The following is a 26,183-nucleotide window of genomic DNA, read 5'->3' as shown; positions in this document are numbered from 1 at the left end:
TGCTCCTCGCGGAAGCACTACCCCAAGGCGCGCTCGAGCACCTGCGCGACGTGCAGCGCGTGGCGGTTGGCGCCGTCGGCGATCTGGTGGCGGCAGGAGGTGCCGTCGGCGACGATCAGCGTATCGGCATCGGCCTTGCGCACCGCCGGCATCAGCGACAGCTCGGCCATGGCGACAGAAGTCGCATAGTGCTCGGCCTCGTAGCCGAAGCTGCCCGCCATGCCGCAGCAACTGGACTCGATCGGCTTCACCGCCAGCTCGGGGACCAGCGCCAGCGCTTCCTGCACTGCGCTCATCGCGCCGAACGCCTTCTGGTGGCAATGGCCGTGCAGCAGCGCGGTCTTCTCGGCCAGTGGCTTCAGCTCGAGCGCGAGCCGGCCCGCCTTCTTCTCGCGCACGAGGAATTCCTCGAACAGCAGCGCGCTGTCGGCCGTCCGGCGCTCCGCCTCGCCGAGACCGAGCGAGAGGAACTCGTCGCGCAGGGTGAACAGGCAGGACGGCTCCAGCCCGATCACCGGCACGCCGCGCGCCACGAACGGCGACAGCGCCTCCAGCAGACGCCTGGCCTCGTCACGTGCCTTGTCGACCTGGCCGGTCGCGAGATAGGTCCGGCCGCAGCACAGCGCGCGCGCGCCGAGGGTCGGCCAGGCCACGGCGACCCGATGGCCGGCCGCGGTCAGCACCCGCCGCGCGGCATGCAGGATCTCGGGCTCGAAATTGTTGGAGAAGGTGTCGGCGAAGATGACGACGGTCGCGTCGACCTCGTCCGGCTCCGTGGTCGCCAGGAACGTGTCGCCGCGCCACTTCGGCAGCGCACGCTGCTTGGCGAACCCGATGAAGGGCTGCACGAACGCGGCCATGTTGAACAGCCACGGCATCCGTCGCGCCCACGGCGCCATCGCCGGCAGGTCGCCGATCAGCCTGTCGCGCAGCCGCAGGCCCTTGCTCATGCGCCGCGCCGACTTCACCTCGATCTTCATCTTCGCCATGTCGACGCCGGTCGGGCAGTCGCGCTTGCAGCCCTTGCAGCTCACGCAAAGGTCCATCGCCCTGGCGACGGCATCGGAGGTCAGCGCGTCGGCGCCGAGCTGGCCGCTCAGGGCGAGCCGCAACGTATTGGCGCGGCCGCGCGTCAAATGGATCTCGTCGCGCGTCACGCGGAAGGAGGGACACATCGTGCCCGCGTCGAACTTCCGGCAGTGGCCGTTGTTGTTGCACATCTCGGTGGCCTTCGCGAAGCCGCCGCTCGCATCGCCGCCAGTGCCGGGCTCGGTCAGCTCTTCGGTGCGCGGATCGTTCTGCACGTTCCACGCCGACCAGTCGAGCGCGGGCTTGTATTCGACGCTGCCGTAGCCCGGCTTGAAGCGGAACAGCTCACGGTCGTCCATCCTCGACGGCCGCACGATCTTGCCCGGATTGAGCCGGTTGTCCGGATCGAACAGGTCCTTGATCGTCTCGAAGGCTTTGGTGAGGCGCGGCCCGAACTGCCAGCCGACCCACTCCGAGCGCACCAGCCCATCGCCGTGCTCGCCCGAATAGGCGCCCTTGTATTCACGCACCATCGCCGAGGCCTCCTCGGCGATCGCGCGCATCTTGGCCGCCCCCTCGCGGCGCATGTCGAGGATTGGGCGCACATGCAGCGTACCGACCGACGCATGCGCATACCACGTGCCCTTGGTGCCGTGCTTCGCAAACACCTCGGTGAGGCGCTGTGTGTAGTCGGCGAGATGCTCCAGCGGCACCGCGCAATCCTCGATGAAGGAGACCGGCTTACCGTCGCCCTTCATCGACATCATGATGTTGAGGCCGGCCTTGCGGACCTCCCACAGCGCGGCCTGCGGCCCCGGATCGGGCATCTCCACCACGCTGCCCGGCAGGCCGATGTCGCCCATCAGCTCGACCAGCCGCTGCAGGTCGCGCAGCTGGTCCTCGCGCTCCTCGCCCGCGAACTCGACCAGCAGGATCGCCTCGGGCTTGCCGATCAGCGCCTTTTCGATCACCGGCCGAAAGGCCGGATTGGCGCGCGCCAGCTCGATCATCGTGCGGTCGACCAGCTCCACCGCCGTCGGCTTCAGCCTCACGATGTGCTGCGCCGAGTCCATCGCCTTGTAGAAGCTCGCGAAGTTCACCACGCCCAGCGTCTTGTGCTTGGGCAGGGCCGAGAGCTTGAGGGTCAGACGTTCGGTGACGGCCAGCGTGCCTTCGCTACCGACCAGCAGATGCGCCATGTTGACCGAGTTGTCGGTCGTATAGGGCCGCTCCGACTGCGGGAAGAAGATGTCGAGGTTGTAGCCCGCCACCCGGCGCAGCACCTTGGGATACATGCGGACGATCTCGTCCTGCTCGGCGATGGCCAGCCCGGCGACCCTGTCGGCAATGGCGCGCACGGCCGGATGCATGTCCTCCGGCCGCTGGGCGTCGAAGCGCGCGCGCGTGCCGTCGGCCAGGATGGCGTCGAGGCCGGCGACGTTGTGCACCATGTTGCCGTAGCGGATCGACCGGCTGCCGCAGGAATTGTTGCCCGCCATGCCGCCCAGGGTGCATTGCGCCGAGGTCGAGACATCGACGGGATACCAGAGGCCGTGCGGCTTCAGCCACGCATTGAGCTGGTCGAGAACGACGCCGGGCTGGACCGTGACCTCGGCGCGATTCTTGTCAAAGCCGACGACGTTGCGCATGTGCTTGGAGAAATCGATAACCAGCGCCTCGCCCACCGTCTGGCCGCACTGCGAGGTGCCGGCGCCGCGCGGCAGGATCGCGGCCTTCGCGTCGCGCGCCACGTCGAGCGCGATGCCGAGATCGGTCTCGTCGCGCGGGATGACGATGCCGACCGGCTCGATCTGGTAGATCGAGGCGTCGGTCGAGTAGCGGCCGCGCGAGGCCCGGTCGAACAGGACCTCGCCCTTGACCGCGTCGCGCAGCCTGTCTTCGAGCGTGCTCACTCCAGTTTCACTCCTGCTGCGGCCACGACCTTCTGCCACTTCTCGAGTTCGGTCCGGATGCGCTTGGCGAACTCGGCCGGCGGCTCGCCGCCCACTTGCGCCACCTGCTCCTTCCAGATCGCCTGCATCTTCTCGGTCTTCAACGCTTTTGCGATCTCGGCGTACATGCGATCGACGATCGGCTGCGGCGTGCCCTTGATGGCCCACATGCCATACCAGGTCGAGACGATCCAGTTGGGCACGCCGACCTCGGCCGAGGTCGGGATGTTCGGGAATTCACCGACCCGCTGCGGCGTCGCCGTCGCCAGCCCGATCAGGCGGTTCTGGCGGATCTGCTGGGCCGAGGTGCCCATGCCGTCGAACATCATGTCGACATTGCCGGCCAGCAGGTCCTGCATCGCCGGGCCTGCGCCGCGATAGGGCACGTGGGTGAACTTGGTGCCGGTCTCCAACGCGTAGAGCTCGCCCGCCAGGTGATGCGCCGTGCCCGCGCCGGGCGAGGCATAGTTCACCTTGCCCGGGTTCTTCTTCACGTAGTCGAGGAACTCGGCGTAGGTCCTCACCGGCAGGCGGCTCGGGTTGATCGAGATCACCTGCGGCACCAGCGCGATCATGGTGAGCGGGATGAACGAGGTCTCGAGGTCGTAGTCGAGGTTCTTGTAGATCCAGGGCGCGATGGTGTGGTGCACGGCACCGACGAAGAAGGTGTAGCCGTCCGGCTTCATCTTGGCCGCCAGCGAGGCGCCGACCGTGCCACCGGCGCCGCCCTTGTTGTCGATCAGGATCTGCACCCCGAGCTGCTCGCCGACCTGCGCCGCCAGCGGCCGGGCGAACGTGTCGGTGCCACCGCCGGCGGGAAACGGGTTGATCCAGGTGATCGGTCCGGTCGGCCAGGCGGCCTGCGCACGGCCAATCGAAGGCGCCGCCAGAGCGGCGGCGAGGCCACCGGAGAGCAATCGGCGACGCGAAGACTGCAACGACTTGGACATGACCCTACTTTCCTCCCCAGGACTCTTTACTGATCATCCATGGTCTCCAGCACGGCGCGCAGCTTGGTGCGCACATGCCGGACCAGCAGGTCGCGCAGCCGCTCGCCGTCGCGCGCTGCCAGCGCCTCGATCATCTCGCGATGCTCTCTCACCGCATGATCCCACTTGGCCTGCACGAGGTTGGAGCGGAAGCGCAGCGCATGCAGGCGCGCATTCAGCGTCTTGAAGCTGTGGGTCAGGATCGGATTGCCAGCAATCGCATTGATCCGGTCATGGATGGCGCGATTGACGCGGTAATAGGCCGGCAGGTCGCGGCGGGCATGCGCCCGCTCCATCTCGTCCTGCAGGCCGCGCAGCGCCTCGAGGTCGGCGTCGGCGACCCGCGCCACGGCCAGCTCACCGGACAGTCCCTCCAGCGCGGCCATCACCTCGAAGGCGTGCCGCACGTCCTCGCGCGAGAGGGCGACGACCTGGGCGCCGCGGTTGGGCAGCTGGACCAGCAGCCCGTCGGCCGCGAGCATGCGGAAAGCCTCGCGCAACGGTGTCCGTGACACGCCCAGCCGCTCGCTCAGCTCGCGCTCGTTCAGTCGCGCGCCGGGGGCAAGCTCGCCCTCGATGATCAGGGTGCGCAGTCGCTCCGCCGCCGCCTCGGGCAGGCTCGAACGCGCGATCGGGAAAGTCGTACCGTCCATAATGCTGGACTCACTCTCGCATGTTGTATACAAAATGCAACTCCAAATCGCAGAAGGATTGCATTCCATGCGCCTGAACTCCCATCCGAGCGGTCGGCATTTCCTGCAAATTCCCGGGCCCACCAACGTCCCGGACCGGATTCTTCGCGCGATGGATTATCCGACCATTGATCACCGCGGTCCGGAGTTCAATGCATTGGCCAAGAAGGTCCTGCGCAGCGTGAGGCAGGTCTTCCAGACAAAACAACCGGTTATCGTCTATCCCGCATCCGGAACAGGAGCCTGGGAAGCGGCCCTGGTGAACACTCTCTCGCCCGGAGACCTGGTGCTGATGTGGGAGACCGGCCACTTCGCCTCTCTTTGGAAGAAGATGGCCGACAAGCTTGGAATCAAATCGGAATTCATGGGCGGCGACTGGCGCCTGCCGGCCGATCCGGCAGCCATCGAAAAACGCCTGACCGCAGACACCGGCCACGCCATCAAGGCGGTCTGCATCGTCCACAACGAGACCTCGACCGGCGTGGTGAGCGATATCGGCGCCGTGCGGCGTGCGATAGACGCCGCCAGGCACCCCGCCCTGCTGCTGGTCGACACGATCTCGTCTCTGGGCTCGATCGACTATCGCCACGATGCCTGGGGCGTCGACGTCACTGTGGCGGGTTCGCAGAAGGGGCTGATGCTGCCACCCGGCCTGTCGTTCAACGCGGTGAGCGAAAAGGCGCTCGCGGCATCCAAAACCTCGAAGATGACCAAGGCGTTCTGGGGCTGGGAGGAGATGTTGGCGACCAACGCCAATGGCTGGTTCCCCTATACGCCCGCGACCAACCTGATCTACGGCCTGGGCGAGGCCTGTGACATGCTGCTGGAGGAAGGCCTCGATTCGGTGTTCGCGCGCCACGCCCGCCATGCCGAGGCGACCCGCACCGCGGTGACCGCCTGGGGCCTCGAGATCCTGTGCAGTGATCCCAAGGCCTATTCGGGCTCGCTGACGGCGATCCTCATGCCCGAGGGCCACGACGCCGACGCCTTCCGCAAGGTGGCGCTGGAGAACTTCAACATGTCGCTCGGCCAGGGCCTGACCAAGGTCGCCGGCAAGGTGTTCCGCATCGGCCATCTCGGCGACTTCAACGACCTGATGCTGATGGGCGCGCTGAGCGGCGTCGAGATGGCCCTCGGCCTCGCCGGCGTCCCGCACAAGGCGGGCGGCGTGCAGGCCGCCCTCACCTACCTCCGCGACACCGCGCCGGGCGCGCGCCGGTCCTGACCTTCCTCCTCGGCGCAGGCGGCGCCTTTCCATTCGCCTGCGCAGGGTCGAGAGCTATCGTCGGCGATCAGGCCACCACGGTGAAGTTGGTGTTGCTGACGGTGGGTGTGCCGGCGAGCTGGGCAAATTGCACGGCGGCGTTCCCCCCCGTGCCATCGCTGTCGTAGAAAAGATTACCGGTGGCCGAGTTGTAGACGATGCGATCGTCCGCATCGCTTGCTGCCGCACCCGTGAAGAACGCCGTGGCGGACAGCGTGCCGAGCGTGGTGATGGCGGCGAAGATGCTCTGATCGAGCTGTATCGTGTCGTTTGCCGCGCTGAAGTCCGCGACCAGATCGGTGTTGCCGGCCAGCGCGGAGTCGAACACGAACGTGTCCTGGCCGCCGCCGCCCGTCATCAAATCCACCCCAGTCCCGCCGTTCAGCACATCGTTGCCGCTCCCGCCGTCCAGGGCATTGTTGCCCGAGTTGCCGGTCAGCGTGTTGGCCAGCGAGTTTCCGGTAGCACTGTTGTTCCCGCTGCCGGTCAAGGTCAGGTTCTCGAGATACTGACCGGCCAGGCTGTAGCTGGCGGAGCTGAAGACCTGATCGGTCCCCGCGCCGCTCGCCTCGACCGCGGAGTCGCTGGCACCGTTGACATAGTAGGTGTCGTCGCCGGCACCGCCCTCCATCGTGTCCGCGCCGGTCCCGCCGTCCAGGACATTGTTGCCCGAATTGCCGGTCAACGTGTTGGCCAGCGAGTTGCCGGTGGCGTTGGTGTCCCCGCCGCCGGTCAAGGTCAGGTTCTCGATATGCTGACCGGCCAGGCTGTAGCTGACCGAGCTGAAGACCTGATCTGTCCCCGCGCCGCTTGCCTCGATTACGGAGTCACCGGCAGCGTTGACATAGTAGGTGTCGTCGCCCGCGCCGCCGGCCATCGTATCCGCGCCGGTCCCGCCGTTCAGGACATTGTTGCCCGAATTGCCGGTCAACGTGTTGGCCAGCGAGTTGCCGGTGGCGTCGATGTTCGCGCCGCCGGTCAAGGTCAGGTTCTCGAGATACTGACCGGCCAGGCTGTAGGTGATCGAGCTGAAGACCTGATCGATCCCCTCGCCATTCGCCTCGATCACGGAGTCGCCGGCATTGTCGACATAGTAGGTGTCGTCGCCCGCGCCGCCTGCCATCACATCCGCGCCGGTCGCGCCGTCCAGGGCGTTGTTGCCCGAATTGCCGGTCAGGGTGTTGGCCAGCGCGTTTCCTGTGCCGTCGATCGCGGCTGCCCCGGTCAGTGTCAGGTTCTCGAGGTTTGCCGAGAGGGTGTGCGTGACCGAAGACTGGACGGTGTCGATGCCGCCGGCCACTTCGGCAGCCACGTCGCCGGCGCTGTCGACGATGTAAAGATCGTCGCCGAAGCCGCCATTCATGTTGTCGGCGCCCGTGCCGCCATCCAGCGTGTCGTTGTCATCGCCGCCGCTCAGCGTGTCGGCTCCGTCGCCGCCCCTCAGCGTGTCGTTTCCGGCAAGGCCCGACAGGACGTTGTTGCCGCTGTTGCCGGTGATCACGTTGGCCTTGGCATTGCCGGTGCCGTTGATCGCACCGGTTCCGGTCAGGGTCAGGTTCTCGAGGTTCACCGACAGCGTGTGCGTGACCGAGGCCTGCACCGTGTCGACGCCGGCGGCCACTTCGCCGGCCACGTCGCCGGCATTGTCGACGACATAGAGATCGTCGCCGAGGCCGCCGTCCATGGTGTCGGCGCCCGTGCCGCCATTCAGCGTGTCGTTGCCGTCGCCGCCGCTCAGCGTGTCGGCACCGCCGGCACCCTTCAACGTGTCGTCGCCCGTGAGGCCGGACAGGACGTTGTTAGCGGCGTTGCCGGTGATGACGTTGTCCTTGGCATTGCCGGTGCCGTTGATCGCGGCGGCGCCGGTCAGGATCAGGTTCTCCAGGTTCACGGACAGCGTGTGAGTGACCGAGGCCTGCACTGTATCGGTGCCGCCCGCCACCTCGGCCGCCACATCGCCGGCATTGTCGACGATATAGATGTCGTCGCCGAAGCCGCCGTTCATGTTGTCGGTGTTCGTGCCGCCATCCAGCGTGTCATTGCCATCGCCGCCGATCAGCGTGTCGACCCCGACAAGGCCCGACAGGACGTTGTCGCCGCTGTTGCCGGTGATCACGTTGGCCTTGGAGTTACCGGTGCCGTCGATCGCGGCCGATCCGGTCAAGGTCAGGTTCTCGAGGTTCACCGACAGCGTGTGCGTGACCGAGGCCTGCACCGTGTCGGTGCCGCCCGCCACCTCGGCCGCCACGTCGCCGGCATTGTCGACGATATAGGTGTCGTTGCCGAAACCGCCATCCATGTTGTCGGCGTTCGTGCCGCCGTCCAGCCTGTCGTTGCCGTCGCCGCCGATCAGCGTGTCGACCCCGACAAGGCCCGACAGGACGTTGTTGCCGCTGTTGCCGGTGATCACGTTGGCCTTGGAATTGCCGGTGCCGTTGATCGCGGCCGATCCGGTCAGGGTCAGGTTCTCGAGGTTCACCGAGAGCGTGTGCGTGACCGAGGCCTGGACCAGGTCGGTGCCGGCGGCCACTTCGGCGGCCACGTCGCCGGCATGGTCGACATAGTAGGTGTCGTTGCCGAAGCCCCCATCCATGTTGTCGGCGCCCGTGCCGCCAACCAGCGAGTCGTTGCCGTCGCCGCCGAGCAGCGTGTCGGCACCGCCGGCGCCCTTCAACGTGTCGTCGCCCGCGAGGCCCGACAGGACGTTGTTGGCGTCGTTGCCGACGATGAGGTTGTCCTTGGCATTGCCGGTGCCGTTGATCGCGGCAGCTCCGGTCAGGGTCAGGTTCTCGAGGTTCACCGACAGCGTGTGCGTGATCGAGGCCTGCACCGTGTCGGTGCCGCCCGCCACCTCGGCGGCGACGTCGCCGACATTGTCGACGACGTAGATGTCATCGCCGAAGCCGCCATCCATGTCGTCGGCACCCGTGCTGCCGTTCAACGTGTCGTTGCCATCGCCGCCGTTCAGCGCATCGTTGCCGCTCCCGCCATTCAGCGTGTCGTTGCCATCGCCGCCGTTCAGCGTGTCGTTGCCGCTCGCGCCATCCAGCGTGTCGTTGCCGGCACCGCCGTCGAGAATATCGTTTCCGCTACCGCCCGACAGGAAGTCGTCGCCGCCGACGCCTTTCAGCGTATCGTTGCCGCCGCCGCCGTAAAGGCTGTTGGCGACGGTATTGCCGGTGATGACGTCGTCGCCGGAGCCGCCCCTGGCGTTTTCGATGGTGGTCGTCAGGTAGATGCCGATGTTGTTGACCTCACCGCCGATCGAGGACCAGCTGCCGGGCGACAGGTTGATGGTCTGATCATTGGAAAATCCCGAGGCGTCCAGCGTATCGATGCCGCCCGTATCGTAGTATGTGAACCCCGGCGCACCGGAATAGCTCGCGAAATCGTAGAAGCTTCCCGCGGTGCTGTTGAAGCCGTAGGTGGTGTTGCCGGTGCGCGTCGTCTGCGCGCCGTAGATCGACTGCACGGCGTATATGTCCGCCATCTGCGGCGTGAGCACGTAGTCGAAGGTGTCGCCGAAGCCGGCAGAGGCCGCTTCGTCCTGGTTGAAGTACGACATGGTCGACCATCGCCAGGTATCGTTGGTGTAGATGTTGTCGACGCCGTATGTCGCGCTGAAATTGTAGGGGCCCTGGTGGCCAAGGCCGAGGGCATGGCCGATCTCGTGCACGTAGGTCTGGAAGAAGTAGCTGAAGGTGCCGCTGGCCGCGCCCCCGCTCCAGTCCGAGCTGATGGTGATGGAGGCGTGCGTCAGGCTGGTGCCGGAGACGTCGGAGGAGGTAACCGCGTCGCCGCTGCCATTGTTGTTGAACGCGATGTCCGCCGAGCCAGTGGTGAAAGTGAAGGCGATGTCGGCAACGGAGGACCAGAGGCCGAGCGCCTGCTGCGCGATGGTCCGCTCGGCGGTTGTCAGGTCCTGGATGTTGACGCTGATGTTGGTCGGGTCGGCCCAATGGCGCGGTCCCGCGCCGCGATAATCCCAGTAGCCCTCGACCAGATAATCGGCGAGCGTCGAAATGCTGGCAAAGGACGCCGCCGCGGGCGGGTCGCCTTGTCCCTGAAGGCTGCCGCTTGCACCAGGTTGGTTCAGGAGGGCGAGCGATGCGTTGGCAGGAGCGCCCGGAAAGTCGACGGCGGAGCCGAGGTCGACCTTGTCGTCCTCCAGGTCACCGCGATTGTATGTATTCCCATTTTTGCGTGCCATGGTTGTCACCTCCCGATTCCGACTACGTCAAGATATTTGCCACTTATAGTTGTATTTTCTCGCGACTGCGATCAGCGCCGCGCATTTCCGAAGTTTCCCGACACCCTCCAATCGATCGAATTGCCCGCAACGGTGTAATATGCTTAAGTGTTTTTCAGATGTCGTGAAATACAATTTGCGTTTCGTGAGTTTCTAACCGCCGGTGTGGCAAGCTCCGGGGTGTGCACAACTATTCTGTCGATCACATTTACCCGCTGCGGCTCTCCAATCGCGATCGGACGAGCGCAGTGAAGAAAGCTTTGGCCTGGCTCAGAATCGGATTGTGCCGGAAGCGGACACCTTGCGAGAGTGGCGCACAGGAAACACCGAGTAGGAAACGCCGTGCGCCTTTACGTGACGCCTGCCTCTCCCTGGGTTCGGAGAGTCAGGGTGACGATCCTCGAGCTGGGGATCGCCGATCGCTTCGAGTTCGTGCAGACGAAATGGCCGCATAGCTGGGGCACGCAGACTGTCACCAGCCTCGCGCCCGACTTCACGGCAGCCACACCGCTCGCGCGGATCCCTGCCCTCGTCACGGACGGCGTCACGCTGACCGACTCCCACGCGATCTGCGATTACCTGAACGGCGAGCTGGGCGGCTATCGCCTGCTGGCCCGCGAGGGCGCCGCGCGATGGAAAGCGCTGGCGACGATGGCCCTCGCCAACGGCGTCATCGAGGCCCAGGTCGCGCGCCGCGCCGAGCTGCTGCGCACCGGCGAGGACCGGTCCGACGACTTCATCGCCAAGATGCGCGACCGCCAGTTCCGCTGCTATGCGGCGCTGGAGGCGCAGCACCTGCCGGCTTTCGGCAGCACGTTCGACCTGGCGCAGATCACGACCGCCGTCGCCTGCGGCTATGACGACTGGCGCTACGGTCCCGATTGGCGTGACGCGGCGCCCAAGCTGGCAGCCTGGTACGATTCCGTCGCCGGCCGGCCATCGCTCGCGGCCACCGCACCCGCAGAGACGCCGCAGCACTAGCCTCACCGCACAATGCGCACGTAGGCAGCGAGCTCGTCGACGAACAGGCGGGTGCGGCGGAGCAGTCGCCGGTTGGGATAGAGAATCCAGATGCCGGGCAGTTCGCCTGTCGGATAGACGCACTGGAACTCCGGCAGCACAGGCACGAGCGCGCCGGACTCGAGGTCGGAATGGATGGCGGCACGGCTGACCCGGATGATGCCAAGCCCGCGCCGCGCGAATTCGAGCAGCGGCAAGTAGCTGTCAGCGACGATCGCAGCGTTGACCGGCTGGCCCACGACACGTTTGCCGCGCTTGAAGAACCAGTTGCCAGGTTCGGTCGGCGTATGGACCAGGCAAGCGTGGTCGGCCAGTTCGTCGAGCCGCGTCGGCCGACCGCGCCGCGCGAGATAGGATGGTGCCGCGCACAGGATGCGCTGCACGCCACGCAGCCGGATGCCGACCACGTTCGAGTCCGGAATATGGCCGGAATGGACCGCAATGTCGTAGCCGCCCTCGCCCAGATCGACGATCGCGTCGGTGTTGGTGATGTCGTAGCGGATCTCGGGATAGCGGCGCGAGAAGGCCTCAAGGAACGGCGGCAGCAGGACGCTCGCGACATATTCGTTGAGCGCCAGCCGGATCGTGCCGGAAGGCTGGCCCTGCAAGGTGCCAAGATCGTCGGAAAGCTGCTCGTAGCCCTCCAGCACGTGCCGTGCCCACAGCAGCGCCGTTGTGCCGGCCTCGGTCAGCCGCACGCGGCGCGTGGTGCGCTCGAACAGCCGCGCCTTCATAGCGGCTTCCAGCGCCGCGAGCTTGCGTGTGGCGAGCGACGGGGACAGGTTGAGCGCCCGCGCTGCGGCGGAGATCGTGCCGGCGCGCGCCACATGCTCGAAGAGCTCGAGCAGCTCGAGGCTGATCCTCGGCGTCAGGGCAGTGGGGTCGGGCATCTCCCGCCTTTCGGTTTTCGTCCCTATCGAGCCGTCATTATTGCATGAATTGCACAGGCGTTTGACGGGCGGCGCGCTTTATCGCAACCGGCCCGCCCGTATGGTGCCGGCAATTATTCCGGAGGAACGATGCAGAGACGGACCTTTCTCGGCGCCGCGACGGTCGCCGCGGCCCTGCCGATGGGCGCGCGCGGCGATACCTTTCCGTCCAAGCCGATCACCATCGTGGTGCCGGTGACCGCGGGCGGGCCGAGCGACGTCATGACCCGCATCATCGCAAACAAGCTCAGCGAGGAGCTCAAGGTTCCGGTGGTGGTCGAGAACCGCACCGGCGCGGCCGGCGTGGTCGGCCTGGTGTCCGTGATCAATTCCAAGCCCGACGGCTACACGCTGATCATGGCCGGCGCCAACGTGCTCGCCATCCTGCCCAACCTCGACACCAAGCTGAGCTACGACGTCGCCCGCGACATCGAGCCGGTGACGCTGGTGTCGAAGACCGCGCTGGGGTTGTTCATCAATCCCAGGCTGCCGGTCAAGACCGTCGCGGAGCTCGTCGCCTATGCCAAGGCCAATCCGGGCAAGCTGACCTATGCCAGCGCCGGCATGGCCTCGACCGCGCATCTCAGCGCCGAGCTGCTGTCGAATCTCGCCGGCATCGAGATGACGCACATCCCCTATCGCGGCTCGGCGGCGGCGATCAACGACATGGCCGGCGGCAGGGTCGACCTGATGTTCGACGGCATCGCGACCATGACCCACGTGAACAGCGGCCAGCTTCGGGCCCTGGCGGTCAACGGCCAGCACCGCCTTGCCGCCTATCCCGAGTTGCCGACCATGGCGGAGGCGGGCTATCCCGGCTTCACCATCGAGCTGTGGTTCTGCATCGTCGGGCCGAAGGGCATTCCCCAGCCGGTCGTCGCCACGCTGAACGCCGCCTTCGCCAAGGTCCTGCGCGATCCCGGCGTGATCGAGCGGCACGTCAAGCAGGGTGTCGAGCTGGTGCCGACCTCGCCAGCCGAGCTGTGGGCCTTCTCCAACATGCAGTCCGAGCGCATGCGTGAGCTGATCAAGGCCCGCCGCATCACGCTCAACGAAGACGTCAAGAACTGACAGGAGCCCGTCATGCCTCTCGACATCAAGTTCAGCAGCGCGCCGCTCGGCCATGAAATCCGCGGCGTCGACCTCGCCAATCTCGACGACGCGACCTTCACGGAGGTCGAGGCGGCCTACGACAAATACGGCGTCGTGGTGATCCGCGGCCAGAAACTCGATCCCGAGCACCAGGTCGCCTTCAGCCGCCGCTTCGGGCCGCTCGACCGCTTCGTGCTCGACCGCTTCAACCACAAGCAGTTCCCCGAGGTGTTCATCCTGTCGAACATCATCGAGAACGGCGTCCCGGTCGGCATGAACGAGGCCGGCCGCTACTGGCACAGCGACATGTGGGTGACCGAGCGGCCGCCGCGCGGCTCGGTCCTGCATTCGCTCGAGGTGCCGCATCGCGGCGACGAGCCGCTCGGCGACACCTGCTTCGCCAGCACAGCGCACGCCTACGACACGCTCGACGAGGCGATGAAGAAGCGGATCGAGAATTTGAGCTGCGTCTTCAGCTCGGCCAAGTATGCCGACTATGTCGGCCATTCGAAGCCGAAGGATGTCCACACCAGGGAGATCGCCGAGGCGCGCAAGGACATCAAGGACCGGCTGATGACGCACCGCATGGTGCGCACCCACCCGCGCACCGGCCGCAAGTGCCTCTACGTCGTCGAAGGCGTGATCTCGCAGATCATCGGCATGCCCGACGACGAGGCCGACGATCTGCTGAAGGAGCTGCTTGCCCATATCGTGCGGCCCGAGGTGGTCTATCGCCACCGCTGGCAGGTCGGCGACGTGGTGATGTGGGACAACTACTCCGCCCTGCACTGCGCCACCGGCGACTTCGAGCTGCCGCAGCGCCGGCTGATGCATCGCACGACGCTCAGCTCCGCGGCCATGGTCGCGGCCACGTCATGAAGATCGACAGCCTGAGGGTCCGCGCCGTCCATCTCGAGATCGCGCGGCCGCTGGAGACCGGCTCGGGCAGCTTCGCCACCTGGCCGGTCGTGCTGCTCGACCTGCGGACCCGGGGCGGCCCGATGGGCAGCGCCTATGTCGGCTGCTTCCTGCCGATGGTGCTGAAGCCGCTGACCTCCCTGCTCGAGGACCTCGGCGAGATGATCAGGGGCGATGCGCTCCATCCGGTCGATATCGAACGCAAGTTGCGCGCCCGCATGCGACTGATCGGCAACCAGGGCCTGGTCAACACCGCGATCGCGCTGATCGAGATCACGGCCTGGGACGCCTTCGCGCGGCTATCGGACCAACCGCTGGCCGCCCTGTTCGGCGCCGCCCCGCGCAGCTTCCCGGTCTACAAGACGCTGGTGGCGATGGATCCGGCCAAGGCCGCCGATCTTGGTGCCGAGGCGGCGGCCGAAGGCTATGGGGGCGTGAAGCTGAAGCTCGGCCATCCGACGATCCAGGGCGACCTTGCGCTGATCGAGGCGGTGCGCCGCGCGGTCGGCGACAAGGTCTCGATCATGGGTGATTACAACCAGGTCCTGTCGGTGCCGGCCGCGATGGAACGCATGGCGATCGTCGATAAGGAAGGGCTGGTCTGGGTCGAGGAGCCGTCGGCCGCCGCCGACTTCGCGGGCCACGCCAAGATCGCCGATGCCGCCCGCACGCCGATCCAGTTCGGCGAGAACTGGGGCAGCGTCGTCGAGGCGCAGGCGAGCCTCGATGCCGGCGCGTCGGACTACGCCATGCCCGATGTGGTGAAGATCGGCGGCATCTCAGCCTGGCTCAAGGTCGCCGCCCTCGCGGAGGCGCGCGCTGTGCCGATCTCGGCGCACTCCTTCCCCGAGATCTGCGCCCATCTCCTGCCGGCCGCCGGCTCGGCGCACTGGCTCGAGCATGTCGGCATGGCCGATGCGGTTCTCGCGACGACTGTCCGCCCGCACAACGGCCGCATGACCGCGCTCGACGGCCCGGGCCTCGGCATCGAATGGAACGAGGAGATCGTTAAGCGCTATCTCGTGAGCTGACGTGTCTTCCGCTGGGGGCGCGGAAGACGTCTATCGCAAGTGGCAGGCCACAAAGTGGCCAGGCGCCACTTCGCGCAAGGTCGGTGACGCCACCTTGCACTCCGCCACCGCGTACGGGCACCGCGTATGGAAATGGCAGCCGGGCGGCGGCTTGGCCGGGCTCGGCACGTCGCCCTGCACGATCGCCCGCTTGCGTTTGGCGCGGCGCGGATCGGGGGCGGTCGCGGCCGAGAGCAATGCCTCGGTGTAGGGATGCAGCGGCCTGGCGAACAGCTCGCGCTTGGTCGCGAGCTCGACGATGCGGCCGAGATACATCACAGCGATGCGATGGCTGATGTGCCGCATCACCGCGAGGTCGTGGCTGATGAAGAGATAGGCCAGGCCCCGCTCCTCCTGCAGGTCGATCAGCAGGTTCAGCACCTGCGCCTGGACCGAGACGTCGAGCGCGGAGACCGGCTCGTCGGCCACGATCACGTCGGGGCTGACCGACAAAGCCTTGGCGATGCCGAGCCGCTGACGCTGCCCGCCCGAGAACTCGTGCGCGAACTTGCGCATCGCGTCGGGCCGCAACCCGACCCGCTGGAACAGCGCGGCGACCCGCTCGTCGCGCTCCCTGCCACGCGCGATGCCGAAATTCTCCAGCGGCTCGCCGACGATGGTGCCGGACGAAAGCCTCGGATTCATCGACGAATACGGGTCCTGGAAGATCGTCTGGATGCGCTTGCGGTGCGGCCACATCGCGCCCGGCTTCAGGGCCGTGATGTCCTCGCCGCCCAGCACGATGCGGCCCGACGTGGGCTCGATCAGCTTCAGGATGGTCTTGCCGACGGTCGACTTGCCACAGCCGGACTCGCCCACGAGGCCCAGCGTCTCGCCCTTGGCGATGGCGAAACTGACGCCGTCGACCGCCCGCACCTCACCCACGCGGCGCTGCAGCAGGCCGCCATGGATCGGGAAGTGCTTCACCAGCTTGTCGACCTCGAGCACGCTCACAGGCCGGTCTCCCAGCAGGCGACGGTGTGACCACCGCCGGCATCGACGATCGGCGGCGCAGTGGTGCGGCAGCGGTCGGTCGCGAGCTCGCAGCGCGCGGCGAAGGCGCAGCCGACGATGGGCTGCGTGAGCCGCGGCACGAGGCCGGGAATCTCCTGCAGGCGCGGCCGCCTGCCGCCCTCCTCCGCATCGATGTCGAGCCGCGGGATCGCCCGCATCAGGCCGCGCGTGTAGGGATGCAGCGGCCGGTCGAACAGCGTCTCGACCGGCGCCTCCTCGACCTTGCGGCCGGCATACATCACCACGACCCGCTGCGCGGTTTCGGCAATGACGCCGAGATCGTGCGTGATCAGCACGATGGCGGTGCCGGTCTTCTCCTTGAGATCGAGCATCAGGTCGAGGATCTGCGCCTGGATGGTGACGTCGAGCGCGGTGGTCGGCTCATCGGCGATCAGCACCTGCGGATCGCACGACAGCGCCATGCCGATCATCACCCTCTGGCGCATGCCGCCCGAGAGCTGGTGCGGATACTCGTCGAGCCGGCGGCGCGGATCGGCGATGCGCACCAGGTCGAGCATCTCGCACGCCCGTTCGCGCGCCGCGCGCTTCGATCCTCCCCGGTGGCGCACGACGTTCTCGGCGATCTGGGTGCCGACCGTGAGCACCGGATTGAGGCTGGTCATCGGCTCCTGGAAGATCATCGAGATGCGGTGGCCGCGCAGGCGCTTCATCGCCTCTTCCGACAGCGTCGTCAGCTCCTCGCCCTCGAAGCGGATCGAGCCGGACGCGATGCGGCCCGTCTCGGGCGGGATCAGGCGCAGGATCGAGAGCGCCGTCACCGACTTGCCGCAGCCCGATTCGCCTACGATGCCGAGCGTCTCGCCGCGCGCCAGGTCGAACGATACGCCGTCGACCGCGCGCACCACGCCGTCGAGCGTGTTGAACTGCGTGCGCAGGTCGCGGACCTCGAGGATAGAACTCACAGCCGTCTCGCAAGCCGCGGATCGAGCCGGTCGCGCAGGCCGTCGCCCAGCAGGTTCACCGCCAGCACGGTGAGCGCCAGGAAGCCGCCGGGGATCAGGATCGTCCACGGCGCGATCTGGAAGAAGCTGCGGCCCTGGGCGATGATGTTGCCCCAGCTCGGCACCTCCAGCGGCACGCCGGCACCGAGGAAGCTGAGGCTCGCCTCGATCAGCATGGCGGACGCGCAGACGTATGTTGCCTGCACGATCAGCGGCGCCAGGGTGTTGGGCACGACATGGCGCCACAGAATCTTGGCATTCTTCGTGCCGCCGGCGATGGCGCTTTCGATGTAGGGCTGGGCGCGGATCGACAGCACGACGGCGCGCACAACCCGCACGATGCGCGGCACCTCGGGGATGACGATGGCAACGATCACGATACCGAGGCCGGGCCGCGTGAGCGTGATCAAGGCGATCGCCAGCAGGATCGAGGGGATCGCCATCACCCCGTCCATGATGCGCATGACGATGCCGTCGATGCGCCGGAAGTAGCCGCAGGCGAGGCCGAGCGCGAGGCCCAGCATGCTCGAGATGGCGGCGACCGTGAGGCCGACGATCAGCGACACGCGCGCGCCGTAGATCGTGCGGGTGAACACGTCGCGGCCGAACTGGTCGGTGCCGAACCACCAGCGTTCCGACGGCGGGCGCAGGCGGTTGACCGGCGCGATCTTGAACGGATCGCCGACGAAGGACGGGCCGATGACCGCGACGGCGATCAGCAGGAACAGCAGGACCGCACCGAAGGCGATGGTCGGGTTGCGCCGGATCGCCGTCGCCAGCGAGAACCGGCGCGGCGGCAGCGGGAGGTCTGCGGCTATTGCGGTCATGCGCTGGGAGCGCGGCTCTCTAGAGCCGCTCTTCTTCGGAATGCCACATCCCATGAGCGGCTCTGGAGAGCCGCGCTCCCAGCCATGAATAGATCGCTCATCAGTACCGGATCCGAGGATCGAGGAAGGCGTAGGAGATGTCGATCATCAAATTGACCAGCACCTTCGCCGCGGCGAATACCAGGATCAGGCCCTGCACGATCGGATAGTCGCGTTTCAGCACGGCATCCACGGTGAGGCGGCCGAGGCCGGGGATGTTGAACACCGTTTCGGTGATGACCACGCCCGAGATCAGCAGCGCGATGCCGATGCCGATCACGGTGACGATCGGCACGGCGGCGTTCTTCAGCGCATGCAGCAGCAGCACGCGGTCGGTCGCCAGTCCCTTGGCGTTGGCGGTGCGGATATAGTCCTGCTGCAGCACCTCGAGCATCGAGGCGCGGGTGATGCGCGCGATCAGCGCCATGTAGGTGATGCCGAGCGCCACCGAGGGCAGGATCAGGCTCTGCGCGAACGGCCACAGGCCCTCGGAAATCGGCACGTAGCCCTGCACCGGCAGGAGCTGCCATTGCACGGCAAAGAAATAGATCAGCACATAGGCCAGCACGAAGCCCGGCATGGCGAAGCCCAGTACGGCGAAGCCCATCACCAGCCGGTCGACCAGCTTGCGCGCCTTCCAGGCGGCGACGACGCCGATCGGAACGGCGAGCCCCACGGCGACGAACAGCGTCGAGAGCGTGAGCGCGAGCGTCGGCTCCAGCCGCTGGGCGATCAGCCGCGTGACGGCAAGGTTGGAGAAGATCGACACGCCGAGGTCGCCCTGCGCCAGGCCCCAGACCCAGACCACGAACTGCTCGACCATCGGCCGGTCGAGCCCGAGCTTGGCGCGCACCGCGGCAATCGCCTCGCTGGTCGCGTCGTCGCCGGCAATGATCGCGGCGGGATCGCCCGGCGCGAAGCGCAACAGGAAGAACACGAACAGCGCGACCACGGCCATGACCGGCACGACCGCGAAGACGCGACGCACGATGTAGGCGGTCATGTGCTGGGAGCGCGCCACTCCAGTGGCGCTCTTCTCAGTGTCTCAGGCGCCTCATGAGCGGCACTGGAGTGCCGCGCTCCCAGCAGGATCATTTCTTCGTAATGCCCCACAGCACCGCCAGACCGGTATTCGGAACCACGCCGTCGATCTTGTCGGCGCGGTAGGCAAGCGGCGTGTCCCACTGGCCGAACGGCAGGTAGACCACCTGCTCCATCGCGCGGGTCTGCAGGTCCTTGGCGATCTTCTTGCGCTCGTCCTCGCTCGCCGCCATGCCGAAGTCGTTGCGCATCTTCTCGATCTCGGGATCGCACGGCCAGCCGAACAGTCCCTTGTCGCAGGCCGCACCGATCCAGGTATGCAGCACCGGGTTGGCCGAGCCGACGCCACCGGTAGTCGTGACGAAGATGTTCCAGCCACCCTGGGCCGGCGGGTTCTTGTTCGCGCGTCGGGTGACCACGCTGCCCCAGTCCATCGACTGAACGTCGACATTGATGCCGGCCTCGCGCATTGCCTGGATCAGCACCTGAGTGGCTGGCGTGATGGTGTTGTGGTCGGTCGCGGCGAGCACCGTGATCGGCTCACCCTTGTAGCCGGCCTCCTTGAGGAGCTGCAGCGCCTTCTTGGGATTGTACTCCTTCATCAACTGCGAGCCGCCGTCGTTGGCGTATGGGCCGCCGCACGTCAGCATACCATGGCAGACCCTGTAGTATTTGGGGTCGCCGATGATGGCACGCAGGTAGTCTTCCTGGTTGATCAGGTAGTACATCGCCTGCCGCGCTTTGATGTTGTCGAACGGCGGATGCAGGTGATTGAGGCGGATCATGCCCTGCGTGCTGTCAAGCTTGCCGGTCTTGAGGAGCTTCACGCCCTTGGATTTCTCCAGGATCGGCAGGAAGTCGGTGCTGGGATTCTCGAGGAAGTCGATCTCGCCGTTTACGAGGGCCGACATCGATGTCTGGGCATCCGAGATCCAGACCAGCTCGATGCGATCGACGCCCGGGATCTTGGCGCCTGCGAAGGACGACGGCGGCTCGCTGCGCGGCTGGTAGTCCTTGTTCTTGAGATAGACCGCCTTGCTGCCCGGCACCCATTGATCCTTGGCAAAGATGTACGGTCCGGAGCCGATCGATTCCTTCACCTGGGTCTGCGGATCGGTGAGCGCTTCCTTCTCGCGCATGATCGCGGCGATCGAGCTGCCGCTCTTGCCGAGCGATTCGAGCACCATGCCGTAGGGCGCCTTGAGCGTCATGGTGAAGGTCTTGTCGTCGACCGCCTTCATCTCGGTGACATAGCCCATCAGGCGCTGGCCGACGCCGTCCTTGGCGCCCCAGCGCTTGAGCGAGGCAATCACGTCCTTCGTGGTCACCGGCGAGCCGTCATGAAACTTCAGCCCGTCGCGCAGGGTGAAGGTGTAGTTCAGCCGGTCGGGGCTGATCTCGTATTTGCCGACCATCTGCGGCTGCGGCTTCTGGTCTCCGTCGTTGCCGAACAGCGTGTCGTAGACCAGCGCGCCATGGATGTTGGCGATGGTCTGGGTCGTCCAGACCGGGTCGATCACGCGCACGTCGGCGTGCATCACCGCGCGCAGCACCTTATCCTGCGCCCAGGCGCTCGAGGGCGCCGAGAACGGCAGGGCGAGCGCGACAAGGCCGGCAAGAACTCGAAACTTCATGCTTTCCCCACAAGCAACAACCGTGCAGAGCCTATGCGAGGCGCTGCAATCGGCATAGCGATTTCCTGCCGACTCGTGGTGCTGCCGCGCGGAGGCGCTGCCGAGGCTGATTGGTGCAGGACGTCCTGGACGACACGGGCGAGGTCAGTCCGGCTTGATCCTGGCTTCCCGGATCACTTTACCCCACTTCTCTGTTTCGTCGCCGATGAGCTTGCCGAAATCGGCTGGCGACCCTGGGAGCGCGGTCCCACAAATGTCGGCGAACCGCGCCCTCATTGCGGGATCACCGAGAGCAGCATTGATCTCGGCATTGAGTTTCCCGATGACCGCCGACGAGGTGCCCTTTGGCGCAACCAGCCCGACCCACTGACTGGCTTCAAAACCCGGAATGAACTCGCCGAGGGTCGGGATATCCGGCAACGCCTCGGACCGCGTGGCGGTCGTCACCGCCAACGCGCGCAGCCGGCCGGCTCTGACGTATCCCAGCGATGTTGCCATCTCGGTGAATGTCACCTGAATCTGCCCACCAAGCAGATCGGCCACCGCAGGGGCCGCTCCGCGATAGGGGACATGAGTCAAATCGGTTCCGGTCGCCAGCTTGAAGTATTCGCCGATGACATGCGCCGGTGAACCGTTGCCGCCCGAGCCCATCGCGATCTTGCCGGGATTGGCCTTGGCATAAGCAATGAACCCGGGAACGCTGTGAGCCGGAAGCGATGGATTGACCTGCATGAGCTGGGGCACGCGGATGATGCTTCCGACCGGCGCGGTGTCCCGGATAAAATTGAACCCGAGCGTTTCGAACAGGGTCGCATTGTTCGCGGCATTGCTGCCGGCAATGAGGAGCGTGTAACCGTCCGCGGGTGCCCGCACTGCCGCCTCGGTACCGAGATTGGTCGCGGCGCCAGGACGGTTCTCAATGAAAAACTGTTGGCCGAGGTGCTCCGACAGCCATTGGCCAATCAAACGTGCGGTGACGTCGTTCAGACCGCCGGCGGCAACGGGGACGATCATGCGCACCGGTCGCGCCGGATAGGCTTGCGCGCGCACAGTCCGGGGCACAGTCGGCAGGGCGGCAAGGCCTGCGGCAAGCTGCAGGAAGTGTCGTCGGTCAGGAAGTTTCACGAGGTCCCCCGTGAGTATCGTGAGCCAAGGGGATGCTACCCCGGAACAACCTCAGTGTCAGAGGCAAGGAGGGGATATCGAGTTCTGACCCTAGAAAATCAAACCTCGCGGCTGGGCATCGGCGTCGAGCGGCCAGATCGGGCGCTCGACCTTGGTGTAGGCGATCTTGGCCGGGTCGCGTTTGAGAGGTCCGCTGGAATCGACATAGATCACCTTCTTGGCGATCGGCCCGAAGGCCGCCATGAAATGGTTGGTCGACTTCACCACCACGATCTTCTTCTGCGTCGGATCGATCCCGAGGTTGGTGAACAGTTCGAGCCCAAGGGCCTGGGTGCGGTTGTCGATCAGCACCACGTCGACGCCGCCGACCCGCACCGCGGCGCAGTTGCCGACCGGCACCTGGGTCGGTCCGAAGCTCTGCCAGGCATCGCGCTTCAGCCCGATCACCTCGACCAGGGCATCGACCGACGTGCCCGAGGTCACGGCAATCTTGCCGCCGAAACGCAGGTCGAACTTTGCGCCGAGCCCGGCGTCGAAGCACAGGCGCACCGCGATCGGGTCCCAGATCGGGCCGATACAAGCATCCTCGACGTTGCGCTCGATCAGGTGCTTCAGAATGTCGGTATTGTCCGACGGCGCGCCGCCGCCGGCATTGTCGGCCGGATCGGCGATCACCACCGGCAGGTCGTTGAAGGCCACGCCCTCGCCGACCCCGCCCTTGACGTCGAGGTAGGTCGGCGTCGTCTTGCCGCGCAGCGACACCAGCTCCTCGCCGAGCGACGTCGCCAGCGCATCGGCCTTCTTCTTGTCGCCGTCGGCGATCACCAGCACGCGGGTGCCGATCTCGGCCACGTCGCCATAGGGGAAGCAGTGCGCGATCGAGACCGACAGGATGCCGTCCTTGCCCTCCAGCGCCATGAGGCGGTCGACCAGGCTGCGCATTGGCTGGAGCGTGGTCGGATAGCTCTGGATCTGGCGGCAGTCGTAGACCGACATCACCGGCCTGATCCTGCCGCGCAGGGTCGCCAGCACGAGATCGAGCACGTCCTCGGCACGCTCGACCACGTCGGTGTGCGGGAACTCCTTGTAGAGCACGATGATGTCTGACTTCGACAGGCGCTTCAGCGTGAGATGGCAGTGCGGGTCGAGCTCGACGCCGATCACGCACTTCGGTCCGACGATCTCCCTTGCCCTCTCGATGATGTCCCCTTCGACGTCATCGTACCCATGCGCCACCATCGCCCCGTGCAGCCCGAGCAGCAGCCCGTCGACCGGCAGCGCCGCCCTGAGCTGCCCCAGGATCTCGTCGCGCATGAACTCGTAGTCGGCGCGGTTGGTCGTCCCGGCCGGGCTGGCGGCAAAGCAGCTGCCCTCGATCAGCTCGAAGCCCTCCGCCTTGGCCCGCGCCCGTCCGACCATCAGCGGCGCGGTGCACATGCGTGGCGCGTCGGTCGGATGCTCGCCCGGCCGGTAGAACACCGACTCGCGATAGTTCTCGAGGCTGGTGGGCAGTGGCGAGAAGGTGTTGGTCTCGGTGGCAAGCGTGGCGGTGAATAGGCGCATGAGTCTCCTCAGGGAATCGTGCCGGCCGGCAGGTCGCCGCAATGCCGGGCAATGGCACCAGGCGTGGTTATCCAGATGTCGTCGCGGTGCTGGGCGATGTGGCGCAGGGCGCGCTTGAGGTGACGCAGGCGATGCGGCTGGCCGACGATGTAGGCGTGCAAGGCCACGCCCATCACCAGCGGACGTTTCTCCGACAGCTCGATCATCTCGTCGAACTGGTCGACGATCATGTCGGCGAAGTCCGAGCCGTTCTCCTTGCGCGCGACGATCGCGGGGATGTCGTTCAGCTCCTGCGGATAGGGCACGGCGAGGATGCGACGGCCGCCGCGGCATCTGAACCAGACCGGCTGGTCGTCCATGCACCAGTCGAGAAGGTATTTGTAGCCTGCCTCCGCGAGCAGATCGGGCGTCAGATGGCTATGCGAGATCCACGGGCAGAGCCAACCCTCCGGCGCGCGGCCTTCCGCCTCCGTCAGGCGACCCGTCGCCTCGCCGATCAGGACACGCTCCTCCGCCTCGCTGAGCGTGCCCTGCCGCTCGGCGTTGGTGCGGCCATGGCCGACGATCTCGTCGCCGCGCTTGCGGTGCGCTGCAACGAGTGACGGCGCGTAGTCGTACATGTGGCTGTTGACCAGCGCCGCCATCGGCAATTCCAACGCGTCGAACGCGTCCTGCAGGTACCATGCACCGGCGCGGTTGCCGTAGTCGCGCCACGCGTAGTTCAGCACGTCGGGCTGCGGCCCGCCGGGCGCCAGCTCGGCGCCCAGCCCTTCCCCGAAGGAGAAGTGCTCGAGGTTCAGCGCGAAATAGACGGCGAGCCGTTTTCCCGCAGGCCAGCTGTAGTTGGGGCGCTCGTTGAGCGGCGCGTAGTCGTATCGGTCATGGTGCCGCAGCTTCATGGCCGAAGCGTAGCCTTGTCGAACGCGATGGGCTACGGTCGCAGCCGCAATGAAGAAGCCGCAGGCGAAAAGCCGCGGACGCGTTGGGAGGAAGTGCGTTGACGGCGACGAGTAGTGCCGCCTTACCGGAAGCGATCGAGACGGCTGCCGCGCCGCGGCGGTGGGGCGCCCCGCTGTGGGTCGGCTTCCTGCTGATCGTGCTGACCTTCCTCGTGATCTATCCGCTGCTGATGCTGCTGTTCGGCGCGCTCAGCGATTCCAATCCGGTGGTCGACGGCTTCGGCAATTTCAACCCCTCGCTCGAGCACTTCATCAAGGTGCTGGGCAACGAGAACGTCCATTACGCCTTCTTCAACGCCCTCGCGGCCTGCGGCGGCGGCACGGTGCTCGCGGTCGTGATCGGACTCGCCTTCTCCTGGATCGTGGTGCGCACCAACACGCCGTTCAAGCGCTTCATCGCCGGCGCCAGCATGATCCCGCTGTTCGTGCCGCCGCTGGTCGCGGGCGTCGCCTGGAGCATCCTCGGCTCGCCCAAGACCGGCCTGCTCAACACCGTGTTCAAGTGGGTCGGCATCGACTTCCGCATCGATTTCTATTCGCTGTCCGGCCTGATCGTCGTGTTCGGCATCTATTACGCGCCCTACGTCTACATGTTCACGGCCTCGGCGCTGCAGAACATGGACCCCAGCCTCGAGGAGGCCTCCGAGGTCTCGGGCGCCTCGGCCTTCGCCACGATCTTCACCGTCACCTTCCCGCTGATCGCCCCGGCGATCCTGGCCGGCAGCCTGCTGTCCTTCGTGGTGATGCTGGGCATCTACGGCGTGCCGGCGGCGCTCGGCGCGCCGGCCAACATCAACGTCCTCACCACCTACATCTTCAAGCTCACCGCCTGGGCGCCGCCGCTCTACAACACCGCCGCCGCGGTCGCGATCCTGCTGATGATGGTGACCGCGATCCTGGTCTGGGCGCAGCAGCGCGTGCTAAGCGGCAAGAGCTACGCCACCGTGGCGGGCAAGGCGTTCCGCCCCCGCGCCCTCAATCTCGGGCCGTGGCGCTGGTTCACCTTCGGCCTCGCCGTGGTCTACCTCTTCGTCGTGGTCGTGCTGCCGACCCTGGCGCTGATCATCGCGGCCTTCCGCAAGTTCCTGTTCATCAAGGACTTCGACGCGCTGTTCGACATGAAGGCCTACGGGCTGAGCCATTTCAATTCGGTGTTCGACAATCCGCTGACCATGCTGTCGATCTGGAACACGCTGAAGGTCGGCGTGATCACTGCGCTGATCGGCGGTGTCCTTGCTTTCGCGATCGGCTACACGGTCTACCGCACCCAGGTCGCCGGGCGGCGCAGCATCGACCTGTTGTCCACGATCCCCGTCGCCATTCCCGGCCTGGTCGTCGGCGTCGCCTATCTGTGGGCCTGGATCGGCCTGCCCGGCGGGCTCTACGGCACGATCTGGATCCTCGCCCTCGCCTTCGTCGCGCGCTTCATCCCCGACACGGTGAAGGCGCTGTCGACCTCCTTCATGCAGATCCACCGCGAGCTCGAGGAAGCCGCCTGGATCTGCGGCCGCGGCGTGCTCGGCACCATCGCCACCATCATGCTGCCGCTCGCGCGGCCGGGACTCGTCGCCTCGATGACCCTGCTTTTCGTGCTGGCGGTGCGCGAGCTGGGGTCGTCGCTTTTCCTCTACACCAGCGACACGACCGTGATGGCCGTGCTGCTGCTCGACTACTATGAAGGCGGCAACGTCGGCAAGACTGCCGCCTTCAGCCTGGTGCAGACGCTGATACTCGCGGTGCTGCTGGGCATGACCAACTGGCTCTCGCGCGGCGCCGCCCAGGGCAGCGCGCGAGTCGGCTGAACAAGCAACAAAC

At 66.4% G+C, this 26,183-nt stretch carries 19 protein-coding genes; 6 read left to right on the top strand and 13 right to left on the bottom strand.

Features of this window, described 5'->3' with window-relative positions:
- Window positions 1-17: 17 nt before the first annotated feature.
- The 3 genes from ACQY8M_RS19385 to ACQY8M_RS19375 are packed head-to-tail and all read right to left on the bottom strand — an operon-like array spanning window position 18 to window position 4,623.
- Window positions 18-2,942, bottom strand: a complete 2,925-nt coding sequence (locus tag ACQY8M_RS19385) for an FAD-binding and (Fe-S)-binding domain-containing protein (protein WP_428675200.1) — start codon at window positions 2,940-2,942, stop codon at window positions 18-20.
- Window positions 2,939-3,931 (bottom strand): Bug family tripartite tricarboxylate transporter substrate binding protein, encoded by a 993-nt coding sequence (locus ACQY8M_RS19380; protein WP_428675198.1) that lies wholly within the window; start codon window positions 3,929-3,931, stop codon window positions 2,939-2,941. The genes ACQY8M_RS19385 and ACQY8M_RS19380 overlap by 4 nt, the downstream gene beginning before the upstream one ends.
- Before the next feature lie 26 nt (window positions 3,932-3,957).
- A complete protein-coding gene (locus tag ACQY8M_RS19375) occupies window positions 3,958-4,623 on the bottom strand; it encodes a GntR family transcriptional regulator (RefSeq protein ID WP_428675196.1) in 666 nt (221 codons plus the stop codon).
- A gap of 67 nt (window positions 4,624-4,690) precedes the next feature.
- Between ACQY8M_RS19375 and ACQY8M_RS19370 the strand changes: the two genes are divergently transcribed.
- Window positions 4,691-5,887 (top strand): pyridoxal-phosphate-dependent aminotransferase family protein, encoded by a 1,197-nt coding sequence (locus ACQY8M_RS19370; protein WP_428675194.1) that lies wholly within the window; start codon window positions 4,691-4,693, stop codon window positions 5,885-5,887.
- A 67-nt stretch (window positions 5,888-5,954) separates the two neighbouring features.
- Here the strand turns inward: ACQY8M_RS19370 and ACQY8M_RS19365 are convergent, their stop codons facing one another.
- Window positions 5,955-10,136: a beta strand repeat-containing protein gene (locus tag ACQY8M_RS19365; RefSeq protein WP_428675192.1), complete on the bottom strand. Its 4,182-nt coding sequence runs from the start codon at window positions 10,134-10,136 to the stop codon at window positions 5,955-5,957.
- Window positions 10,137-10,565: 429 nt separating this feature from the next.
- Here ACQY8M_RS19365 and ACQY8M_RS19360 point away from each other — a divergent pair, with 429 nt between their 5' ends.
- Window positions 10,566-11,156 carry a glutathione S-transferase family protein gene (locus ACQY8M_RS19360; protein ID WP_428675190.1) on the top strand — a complete coding sequence of 197 codons (591 nt, stop codon included), beginning with the start codon at window positions 10,566-10,568 and terminating at the stop codon, window positions 11,154-11,156.
- A 2-nt stretch (window positions 11,157-11,158) separates the two neighbouring features.
- Here the strand turns inward: ACQY8M_RS19360 and ACQY8M_RS19355 are convergent, their stop codons facing one another.
- Window positions 11,159-12,085, bottom strand: a complete 927-nt coding sequence (locus tag ACQY8M_RS19355; RefSeq protein WP_428675188.1) for a LysR family transcriptional regulator — start codon at window positions 12,083-12,085, stop codon at window positions 11,159-11,161.
- 129 nt (window positions 12,086-12,214) lie between these two features.
- On the opposite strand from ACQY8M_RS19355, the gene ACQY8M_RS19350 reads away from it, so the two are divergent.
- Genes ACQY8M_RS19350 through ACQY8M_RS19340 form a run of 3 tightly spaced genes read left to right on the top strand, consistent with a single transcriptional unit; the run spans window position 12,215 to window position 15,165 of the window.
- Complete coding sequence (locus tag ACQY8M_RS19350; RefSeq protein ID WP_428675186.1) at window positions 12,215-13,195, top strand: Bug family tripartite tricarboxylate transporter substrate binding protein; 981 nt, start codon at window positions 12,215-12,217, stop codon at window positions 13,193-13,195.
- Between the two features lie 12 nt (window positions 13,196-13,207).
- Window positions 13,208-14,095 (top strand): TauD/TfdA dioxygenase family protein, encoded by an 888-nt coding sequence (locus ACQY8M_RS19345; protein WP_428675184.1) that lies wholly within the window; start codon window positions 13,208-13,210, stop codon window positions 14,093-14,095.
- Window positions 14,092-15,165: an enolase C-terminal domain-like protein gene (locus ACQY8M_RS19340; protein WP_428675182.1), complete on the top strand. Its 1,074-nt coding sequence runs from the start codon at window positions 14,092-14,094 to the stop codon at window positions 15,163-15,165. Before ACQY8M_RS19345 ends, ACQY8M_RS19340 begins: the two co-directional genes overlap by 4 nt.
- Window positions 15,166-15,195: 30 nt before the next feature.
- Here ACQY8M_RS19340 and ACQY8M_RS19335 read toward each other — a convergent pair whose 3' ends face one another.
- The 8 genes from ACQY8M_RS19335 to ACQY8M_RS19300 form a co-directional block, all read right to left on the bottom strand.
- The gene (locus ACQY8M_RS19335) at window positions 15,196-16,158 is read right to left on the bottom strand and encodes an ABC transporter ATP-binding protein (protein ID WP_428675180.1); all 963 of its coding nucleotides are present in this window, start codon (window positions 16,156-16,158) and stop codon (window positions 15,196-15,198) included.
- On the bottom strand, window positions 16,155-17,141 hold the full coding sequence (locus tag ACQY8M_RS19330; RefSeq protein WP_428675178.1) for an ABC transporter ATP-binding protein: 987 nt from the start codon (window positions 17,139-17,141) through the stop codon (window positions 16,155-16,157). Before ACQY8M_RS19330 ends, ACQY8M_RS19335 begins: the two co-directional genes overlap by 4 nt.
- A complete protein-coding gene (locus ACQY8M_RS19325) occupies window positions 17,138-18,007 on the bottom strand; it encodes an ABC transporter permease (protein ID WP_428675176.1) in 870 nt (289 codons plus the stop codon). Before ACQY8M_RS19325 ends, ACQY8M_RS19330 begins: the two co-directional genes overlap by 4 nt.
- Window positions 18,008-18,107: 100 nt before the next feature.
- Entirely contained in the window at window positions 18,108-19,049 is a 942-nt protein-coding gene (locus tag ACQY8M_RS19320) for an ABC transporter permease (RefSeq protein WP_428675174.1), read from the bottom strand.
- An 88-nt stretch (window positions 19,050-19,137) separates the two neighbouring features.
- Window positions 19,138-20,721 carry an ABC transporter substrate-binding protein gene (locus ACQY8M_RS19315; protein WP_428675172.1) on the bottom strand — a complete coding sequence of 528 codons (1,584 nt, stop codon included), beginning with the start codon at window positions 20,719-20,721 and terminating at the stop codon, window positions 19,138-19,140.
- 144 nt (window positions 20,722-20,865) lie between these two features.
- Window positions 20,866-21,846 (bottom strand): Bug family tripartite tricarboxylate transporter substrate binding protein, encoded by a 981-nt coding sequence (locus ACQY8M_RS19310; RefSeq protein WP_428675170.1) that lies wholly within the window; start codon window positions 21,844-21,846, stop codon window positions 20,866-20,868.
- A 90-nt stretch (window positions 21,847-21,936) separates the two neighbouring features.
- The gene (locus ACQY8M_RS19305) at window positions 21,937-23,409 is read right to left on the bottom strand and encodes a M81 family metallopeptidase (protein ID WP_428675168.1); all 1,473 of its coding nucleotides are present in this window, start codon (window positions 23,407-23,409) and stop codon (window positions 21,937-21,939) included.
- Between the two features lie 8 nt (window positions 23,410-23,417).
- Complete coding sequence (locus tag ACQY8M_RS19300) at window positions 23,418-24,308, bottom strand: polysaccharide deacetylase family protein (RefSeq protein WP_428675166.1); 891 nt, start codon at window positions 24,306-24,308, stop codon at window positions 23,418-23,420.
- Between the two features lie 98 nt (window positions 24,309-24,406).
- On the opposite strand from ACQY8M_RS19300, the gene ACQY8M_RS19295 reads away from it, so the two are divergent.
- Complete coding sequence (locus tag ACQY8M_RS19295) at window positions 24,407-26,170, top strand: ABC transporter permease (protein WP_428675164.1); 1,764 nt, start codon at window positions 24,407-24,409, stop codon at window positions 26,168-26,170.
- Window positions 26,171-26,183 lie beyond the last annotated feature (13 nt).

The organism is Reyranella sp., from assembly GCF_965279465.1.
Taxonomy (GTDB): domain Bacteria; phylum Pseudomonadota; class Alphaproteobacteria; order Reyranellales; family Reyranellaceae; genus Reyranella.
This window is presented reverse-complemented; position numbering and strand designations above follow the sequence as displayed.

What these genes read in the sequence shown, in the direction of transcription:
- ACQY8M_RS19380 (WP_428675198.1), bottom strand. Translation starts at nt 3,931, where the DNA reads ATGTCCAAGTCGTTGCAGTCTTCGCGTCGCCGATTGCTCTCCGGTGGC.
- ACQY8M_RS19375 (WP_428675196.1), bottom strand. Translation starts at nt 4,623, where the DNA reads ATGGACGGTACGACTTTCCCGATCGCGCGTTCGAGCCTGCCCGAGGCG.
- ACQY8M_RS19370 (WP_428675194.1), top strand. Translation starts at nt 4,691, where the DNA reads ATGCGCCTGAACTCCCATCCGAGCGGTCGGCATTTCCTGCAAATTCCC.
- ACQY8M_RS19365 (WP_428675192.1), bottom strand. Translation starts at nt 10,136, where the DNA reads ATGGCACGCAAAAATGGGAATACATACAATCGCGGTGACCTGGAGGAC.
- ACQY8M_RS19355 (WP_428675188.1), bottom strand. Translation starts at nt 12,085, where the DNA reads ATGCCCGACCCCACTGCCCTGACGCCGAGGATCAGCCTCGAGCTGCTC.
- ACQY8M_RS19350 (WP_428675186.1), top strand. Translation starts at nt 12,215, where the DNA reads ATGCAGAGACGGACCTTTCTCGGCGCCGCGACGGTCGCCGCGGCCCTG.
- ACQY8M_RS19345 (WP_428675184.1), top strand. Translation starts at nt 13,208, where the DNA reads ATGCCTCTCGACATCAAGTTCAGCAGCGCGCCGCTCGGCCATGAAATC.
- ACQY8M_RS19340 (WP_428675182.1), top strand. Translation starts at nt 14,092, where the DNA reads ATGAAGATCGACAGCCTGAGGGTCCGCGCCGTCCATCTCGAGATCGCG.
- ACQY8M_RS19325 (WP_428675176.1), bottom strand. Translation starts at nt 18,007, where the DNA reads ATGACCGCAATAGCCGCAGACCTCCCGCTGCCGCCGCGCCGGTTCTCG.
- ACQY8M_RS19320 (WP_428675174.1), bottom strand. Translation starts at nt 19,049, where the DNA reads ATGACCGCCTACATCGTGCGTCGCGTCTTCGCGGTCGTGCCGGTCATG.
- ACQY8M_RS19315 (WP_428675172.1), bottom strand. Translation starts at nt 20,721, where the DNA reads ATGAAGTTTCGAGTTCTTGCCGGCCTTGTCGCGCTCGCCCTGCCGTTC.
- ACQY8M_RS19305 (WP_428675168.1), bottom strand. Translation starts at nt 23,409, where the DNA reads ATGCGCCTATTCACCGCCACGCTTGCCACCGAGACCAACACCTTCTCG.
- ACQY8M_RS19300 (WP_428675166.1), bottom strand. Translation starts at nt 24,308, where the DNA reads ATGAAGCTGCGGCACCATGACCGATACGACTACGCGCCGCTCAACGAG.